At 51.9% G+C, this 6928-nt stretch carries 6 protein-coding genes; 5 read left to right on the top strand and 1 reads right to left on the bottom strand.

Annotated features, from left to right (window positions below; genetic code table 11):
- Positions 1-175 precede the first annotated feature (175 nt).
- The 5 genes from L3J03_01055 (at position 176) to L3J03_01035 (ending at position 4958) form a co-directional block, all read left to right on the top strand.
- Entirely contained in the window at positions 176-490 is a 315-nt protein-coding gene (locus tag L3J03_01055) for a hypothetical protein (protein ID MCF6289583.1), read from the top strand.
- 316 nt (positions 491-806) lie between these two features.
- Positions 807-1904, top strand: a complete 1098-nt coding sequence (locus L3J03_01050; GenBank protein ID MCF6289582.1) for a putative DNA binding domain-containing protein — start codon at positions 807-809, stop codon at positions 1902-1904.
- A gap of 95 nt (positions 1905-1999) precedes the next feature.
- Entirely contained in the window at positions 2000-2599 is a 600-nt protein-coding gene (locus L3J03_01045; protein ID MCF6289581.1) for a hypothetical protein, read from the top strand.
- A 262-nt stretch (positions 2600-2861) separates the two neighbouring features.
- Positions 2862-3425, top strand: coding sequence for a DNA-processing protein DprA (locus tag L3J03_01040; GenBank protein MCF6289580.1), 564 nt, complete (start codon positions 2862-2864; stop codon positions 3423-3425).
- Positions 3426-3812: 387 nt separating this feature from the next.
- The gene (locus L3J03_01035) at positions 3813-4958 is read left to right on the top strand and encodes a hypothetical protein (GenBank protein ID MCF6289579.1); all 1146 of its coding nucleotides are present in this window, start codon (positions 3813-3815) and stop codon (positions 4956-4958) included.
- A gap of 802 nt (positions 4959-5760) precedes the next feature.
- Here L3J03_01035 and L3J03_01030 read toward each other — a convergent pair.
- Positions 5761-6879 carry a trypsin-like peptidase domain-containing protein gene (locus tag L3J03_01030; GenBank protein ID MCF6289578.1) on the bottom strand — a complete coding sequence of 373 codons (1119 nt, stop codon included), beginning with the start codon at positions 6877-6879 and terminating at the stop codon, positions 5761-5763.
- Between the last annotated feature and the right edge of the window lie 49 nt (positions 6880-6928).

The following is a 6928-nucleotide window of genomic DNA, read 5'->3' as shown; positions in this document are numbered from 1 at the left end:
AGGAACAAGCCTGTCATCTTTGCATTCGAGAAATGAGCACGAAGTCGAACAAACAACTGACCGAATCGACCGTATCCAAGCCCGGCTTGACAGCTTCACGGACGAAGAACCAGACTTCATCATCAACTACGACATCAAGTACCGCATGGGCATAAACTGAAATGAGGGCTGTTTGATGCTTACCCAAACCGAGGCTGATTTGTTGATTGTGCTGACAGACCCGAAGGGCGAGCCTGTTGAACTTCCGGGCCAGATCCTGCGTGAGTTGCGGGACAGCGGCCGGTTAACCCTTTACCCTGCAAAATATCGTTTGGTGTACGACCATAATAACAAAGAAATCCATCATCCGGATGGCAGAGTAAAAACGGGGGGCGCTGTGGTTCCCTGGACCGGACGGCGGGGAATCATAGGACAGGATATCGGAGTTTTGGGGATTTTGCCCTGCGAATCCCCAAAACATTTGGGCGAAAAGATCATAATAAGCATGTAATATATTGTAATAAGAAGATATTTTATGGGGATTTTCTGAACGTTTTGGGTTTGGAAAGGTGATCCAAACACAAAATATCGTAGTACGGTAGCGGTAGGGGCGCTGGTGAAACCGGGTAGACAATTTATCGACCGAATCGACCGTATCCAAGCACGGCTTGACAACTTCACGGACGAAGAACTGAACCCCATCATCAACTGCGACAACAAATACCGCATCGGCATTAATTAAATGAGGATTTTTTGATGCTTACCCAAGCCGAGGCTGATTTGTTGATTTGGCTGCTATAGGAGGCCGAGGTTTTTTATTTACAGTCATGACACGGGAAGAATTACACCAACTCATAGCCTCTGTGCAGAGGCAGCAGACTGAACTCGACAACCTTGAGGTCAAGGCGGCTCGGGGCGGGACGCCCAGGCGATTGTTTGAGCCGCTTTCTGCTTTTGCCAACCGGACAGGTGGCGGTGTGATCCTGTTCGGCTTGGACGAAACCAGCGACTTTTCCATAGTCGGTGTGGGTGATGCCCATCGGTTGCAGGAAGAGTTAACCCTTTTGGCAGCCCATGAAATGGAGCCGGCATTGCGGCCTGAATTTATAATCGATGAGATTGATGACCAGACAATAGTGGCGGTAACCATCGAGGAGATTCCCGTTGATCGGAAACCGTGCTTCTATAAAAGTGCGGGCTTGCAGAAAGGCTCGTACATCCGTGTCGGGAACACCAACCGCCGGATGACCGACTACGAAGTCTTCGGTTATATGAGCAGTCGGGGACAGCCGACCCACGATGAAGACATAATCAAAAATGCTCATATCGAAGATCTCGATGACTCGCTCCTGAATCAATATCTCGATAATCTGCGCCGTACCAGGCCAAGAGCCACCTTCTTACAAGGGCGGAAAGAAGAAGTCCTTGCCCGCCTGCGTGTAATTGGTCGGGATGGGGAGACATTCCGGCCAACATTGGCAGGGCTTCTCATGTTCGGAAAATACCCCCAGGAATTTCTCCCCCAACTCACAATTACCTTTATTCAATACTACGGCACAACCGATGACGAGCGGACTCCGCAGGGCGCCCGGTTCGTGGATAACCGGACGTTTGAAGGCCCTGTGCCCGAGATGGTTGCCGCTGCTGAAAGTTATGTGATGGGATCGATGCGTAAGGCCTCTCTTATTGAGGGTATGTTCCGCCGCGATATCCCGGAGTATCCACAGGAAGCCTTGCGGGAAGCCATTGCCAATGCGGTGGCGCACCGTGATTACAGCTCGCATGTCCGGGGCAGTTACATCCAGATTCGCATGTTCGCAAACCGTCTGGAAGTTTCAAGCCCTGGAGGTCTTTTTGGAAATGTAACGGTTGATAATATTGATGAACTCGTAACAACCCGAAAGGCTTCAAATGCCACCCAATAAAATCAACAAGTTACAAGACGAATCACGTCCGTCGAGCGGGTTGTTGCGAGACCGACAATATTGACGAAGAACACTCCACGCGAAATGCCCGGCTTATGCGGATGATGGAAGATATGCATATTGTGGAGAATCGCGGCAGCGGTATCAAGGCCATGCTCCATGCGCTTCGAACCGCCAATCTGGAACCTCCCCGTTTTGACGACTGGCGTTCTTCTTTCAGGATAACTTTTCATAACCACACATTGATGTCACCGGAAGCCATTTCCTGGCTTAATCAATTTGCCGACCATGCTCTGAACGACCGGCAACGCCTCACCCTCATCTATCTGAGGCATCACGGGAAAATCACCAACAGCGACTACAGGCGGCTGAACAGGGTCGATACTATCGTTGCCGGCCAGGAACTGCGGGGTCTGGCCCAGGCCGGCTTAGTAGAACAACAAGGCGTAGGTCGGGGTACCAGCTACACCCTGAACGTACCTCATAAACTACCGGTCGAGCAACAGCCGCCGCAAAGCGGCGAAGAAAGAATTATTGCCCATGTCCGGGAGCATGGTTCCATTAACAATGCTGAATGCAGAGAGTTGCTGGGAGTAGATATGACCAGGGCCTCATATCTGCTGAAAAGAATGACTCATGCTGGGGTACTGAGACGAGAGGGGAAACTCCGATGGGCGCGTTATGCCTTGTCTTAAGGGGAATCTATTAGCGATTCTATTAGCAATTGTCCGCTAATAGAATTCTATTTACAGAAACGGTGTTATTGGAAGAGTTTCATTGGCAAAGTAAGAATAAAACAGCCAAGTGATAGTCATTGACATCGCAGATCCCACCTACCCCGAGCAATTTTTATATCCAGAATTTACCAAGAATTTTCTGGATAAATTCTGGATATAGCATCTACATTAGAAATCTATCCTTAAGGCCTTGGGATAGAATAAAATGGTGACAGAGTCAATGACGGTTCAGGTAAACACTATAGCTTTCAATAATCCTGTATATCCTTCGAAATTGCAGGACAGTAACCTGCTTCCTCCTCCTCATAAAATTTGGGCTATCGGTAATATTGATATTCTCCAGCATAAGTTATTAGGCTTTTTCTGCTCAACCAGATGCCCGGGTGACATTATCTTGAAAACTTACGACCTGGCCAGATCGTGGCGGGATAATGGGACAGTGGTTATCGGCGGTTTTCATTCACCTATGGAAAAGGAGTGTCTGGACTTTCTGTTAAGAGGCACACAGCCCTTGGTAATCTGTCCGGCCCGTGGCATAGAGCATATGCGCATACCTAAGGTTTGGAGAAAATCATTGGCTGAGGGAAGATTGCTGGTGGTCTCACCTTTTCCAAATAAACACCGGCGTCCGACGCTTACATTGGGAGTTGAACGAAATACCTTTGTTGCCGCATTGGCCGAGGAGCTGTTTGTCCCTTACGCACACCCTGGAGGAAAAGTGGCCCAACTCTTGAAGCAAGCTATGTCCCTTGGCAAAAAAGTCTCAACGTATAAACCGGTGTGAGTGAGGAGTCCGTTGTTGAATTCGTTGAATTGTCGTGGTTTAGAGAGTTGGAGCGGAACGAAAAGGGGTCGGATTTATTTTTGACCTGCTTCGGGGAAAACGCTATTGACTACTGATGACAAACTCTACTGTTTTGTTTCTCAGCAGGGGGCATAGCATATACAATATAACCGCAGATGTCCTCAGAGCGGGGACGGGGTAGAGTAGTAGAGAACAACGTCTATGTCTCCCCCTGATTGCCGATGGACGTCGTGACATGCAGACGCTCCTTCAGCGACGCCTGTTGCACGCATAACCTTCACCTATTCTCTATTTTTATCCTTGACCACTGCCTGGCAATGCATTACAAGAATCGTGTAACGGGATGCTTGTAACGAGGAGATTGCAATGCCCAATCCTTTTCTCATTGAGACCCTTCCGCCGGACAGCCCCTTTTGCGACAGGCAGGAGGAAATACGCCGGTTGCTTTCCTGTGCTGAAAGCGGCACGAATATCGTGCTTCTTTCTCCCCGCCGCTATGGGAAAACGTCACTGGCCCTCCGGATCCAGGCGATGCTCGCAAGACAAGGGTATGTGACTATTTACTGCCAGTTCTTCGGTGTAGACTCGGTCCTGGATGCCGCCTCCCGAATGGCCCGAAGCATACTGGGGGCCATCCATGCCCGGGAGTCGTTGCTGGCGAAGGGAAAAAGGCTTCTTAAATATTTCAGTTCGTTCCGCCCGGTATTCAGACCTACGGAAGATGGCGTCTCCGTCGGCGTAGAGCCCGCTTCGACGGAAAAACCGATGGAGCTACTTGAACGTATCCTGGGCGAACTGGCCGAGTTTACCGCGAAGTCAGGCTATCGGGTAAACTTTGTGCTGGATGAATTTCAGGAAATCACCAGGCTTAAGGAATCTGCACAAATCGAGGGGATCATGCGCGGCAAGATCCAGGGGCTAAAGGCCTCGTTCTTTTTTCTCGGCAGCCGGAGGGGTATTCTCAGGGCCATGTTTTCCGAGCGGAAGAGGCCTTTTTTTCAATCAGCAATCAATATGGAACTCCCTCCTCTTCCCCACGAGGATCTTGTTGCCTTCCTGTCCGAGCTTTTCGCTAAGGAGGGAAAAGACTGTCCTGATGAACTCTGCGCGGAAATCTCCTTGAAGGTTGAGCAGCATCCCTATTACGTACAACGACTGGCCAGAGAAGTCTATGACCTCGAAAAGGACGAATTCTTACAAGAAGATGTGAAGCGGGCGCTGGAACAGGTGATCGATGCGGAGCGGTACGCCTTTGAAGCGGTCCTATCCCAGTTGACCATTCCGCAAGTGCGGGTCCTTCGCACCCTTGCCCAATCATCGACCAAGGAAATGCTGTCCGGTGAATTCATCAGCAAGTGCGGTCTGCCCACGAGTTCTGTGCAATTTGCCCGCGATAGGCTCAAAAAAGAAGATTTCATTGAACAGGCGAAAGAGAGCGGAACCTGGAAGGTGGTCGATCCTGTGTTTGCCAAATGGCTTAATGGTATCGCCGGCAGCAAAGCGCCTCACTGATATCTCCAATGGCGCTCGCGAGAGTTACAAGAGGGACGAGAGTTACGAGAGGGACGTCCATGAAATTATGCTTTTCTCAAGTATTGTCGGTCTCGCAACAACCCGCTCGACGGACGTGATTCGTCTTGTAACTTGTTGATTTTATTGGGTGGCATTTGAAGCCTTTCGGGTTGTTACGAGTTCATCAAGTATTGAAAACAGCCGTGATAGGGAACCGCATGATTCCGGGGAAGCAAGGAAACCTTACACAGTAATCGGCCAAACACGGCTTCAGGCCGGGGAGTCAAACCATGAGGGAATCGCGGCATGATCCGTGAAGAACTCAGGCGCCTTGTTGCCGAAGTCCAGGGAGGGCAAAGCGAACTGGACATTAATGTCAACTACGACATCAAATACCGCATGGGAAGGAAGCAGGATATAAGGAAAGGAGGAGTCTTTTGATTGCGGTCCCGGTGAAGTCATTGCCTTCTGGCGGGAGAACAATATTGATACGGATTTGAGCTTGGCCGATTTATCCGACGGCACACTTCGGTTTATTGCCTGGGCGACCTTATGCGTAATGCCGACTCCTCCGACCTTGATCTGTATTGATGAACCTGATCAGGGAGTTCATCCGCGCACCTTGCCAATTCTGGCAGGTCTATTTGAGAGGGGGCCTCCAGAAGAACGCAGGTGGTTCTGGCAACCCATGCCTCCTATTTTCTTACTCAATTTGATTTGAAAAATATTGCGGTTGAGCAGCCCGGCGACTGGTGTCCGGCTGTTTCCTGCCCCGTCGGCTCAACACCGGCAGGAGAGCGTTCTATTCGATGGCTTCCAGTGTAACCTCCACGGACATCCTCTTGCTGCCCCGGAGGATGCCCGCGGTGACCGTGTCGTTGATCTTGTATTGGTCCAGTTCGTTGCGCAGGTCGTCGTAATTAAGCACCCGCTGACCGTTGATCGACTGGATGATATCGCCGAGAACAATATTGCCGCGCACTTCCCGGGTGCCGATCAGTCCGGCCCGGTCCGCGGCGCCGTTCTTCTGCACCCTGACGATCAGCACCCCCTTGATTTTCAACCGGCGGACGATACGTTGGTTGGCTACCTGGATCCCCATGCCGGGCCGGATCAGGCGGCCATGGCGGATAAGTTCCGTTGCCACCCGGTTCACCCCTTCCACCGGCACGGCAAAACCGATCCCTGAATTGGCCCCGGACGGGCTGAAGATAGCGGTATTGACCCCGATCAACCGGCCGGCGCTGTCAAGCAGCGGTCCGCCTGAATTGCCCGGGTTGATCGCCGCATCGGTCTGGATCACATCCTGGATCGTTCTGCCGGTAACCGCCTTGATCTCGCGGCCCAGGGCACTGACGATTCCCGCGGTGATCGTGTGGTCCAGGCCAAAGGGGTTGCCGATGGCAAAGACCTTCTGGCCGACCTGCAGATTTCTGGAATCGCCGATGGAAATGGGGTGGAGCTTGTCTTTCGGCGCTGTGATCTGCAGGACGGCGATATCCTTGTCCGGCGCCGCGCCGACCAGTTTGCCCTCCCAGGTGGATTGATCGGCCAGGGTCACCTCCACCCGGCTGGCCTCGCCGATCACGTGAAAGTTGGTGACGATTCTTCCTTCCTTGTCCCAGACAAAACCAGACCCCGTGCCCTGGGGAATCTCATAGACGTTCAGACTGAAAAGGCCGCGTCGCAGTTCGGTGGTGGTGATATAGACCACCGAGGGGGAGGCTGACTTGAAGATGTCAATGGTGTTCCTCTCATCAGCGGCCAGATCGCCCCGGGCCACCACTGGCCGCGGTTCCGCATCAATGTCGTGCCGGGGCCGCTCAAAAAGCCGGGCCGCGAAAATGGCGATGAACAGGGTCAGGATGGCGTAGAGGAGCCATTTCCTGGTCTTGGTGGATGGGGGAGGGGTGTTGCGCATGCTGTCCAACCTGGTATTCGATTCGGAAGGGGTCCGGTTTGAGGCAAGA

Source organism: Desulfobacterales bacterium (assembly GCA_021647905.1).
Classification (GTDB): domain Bacteria; phylum Desulfobacterota; class Desulfobulbia; order Desulfobulbales; family BM004; genus JAKITW01.
This window is presented reverse-complemented; position numbering and strand designations above follow the sequence as displayed.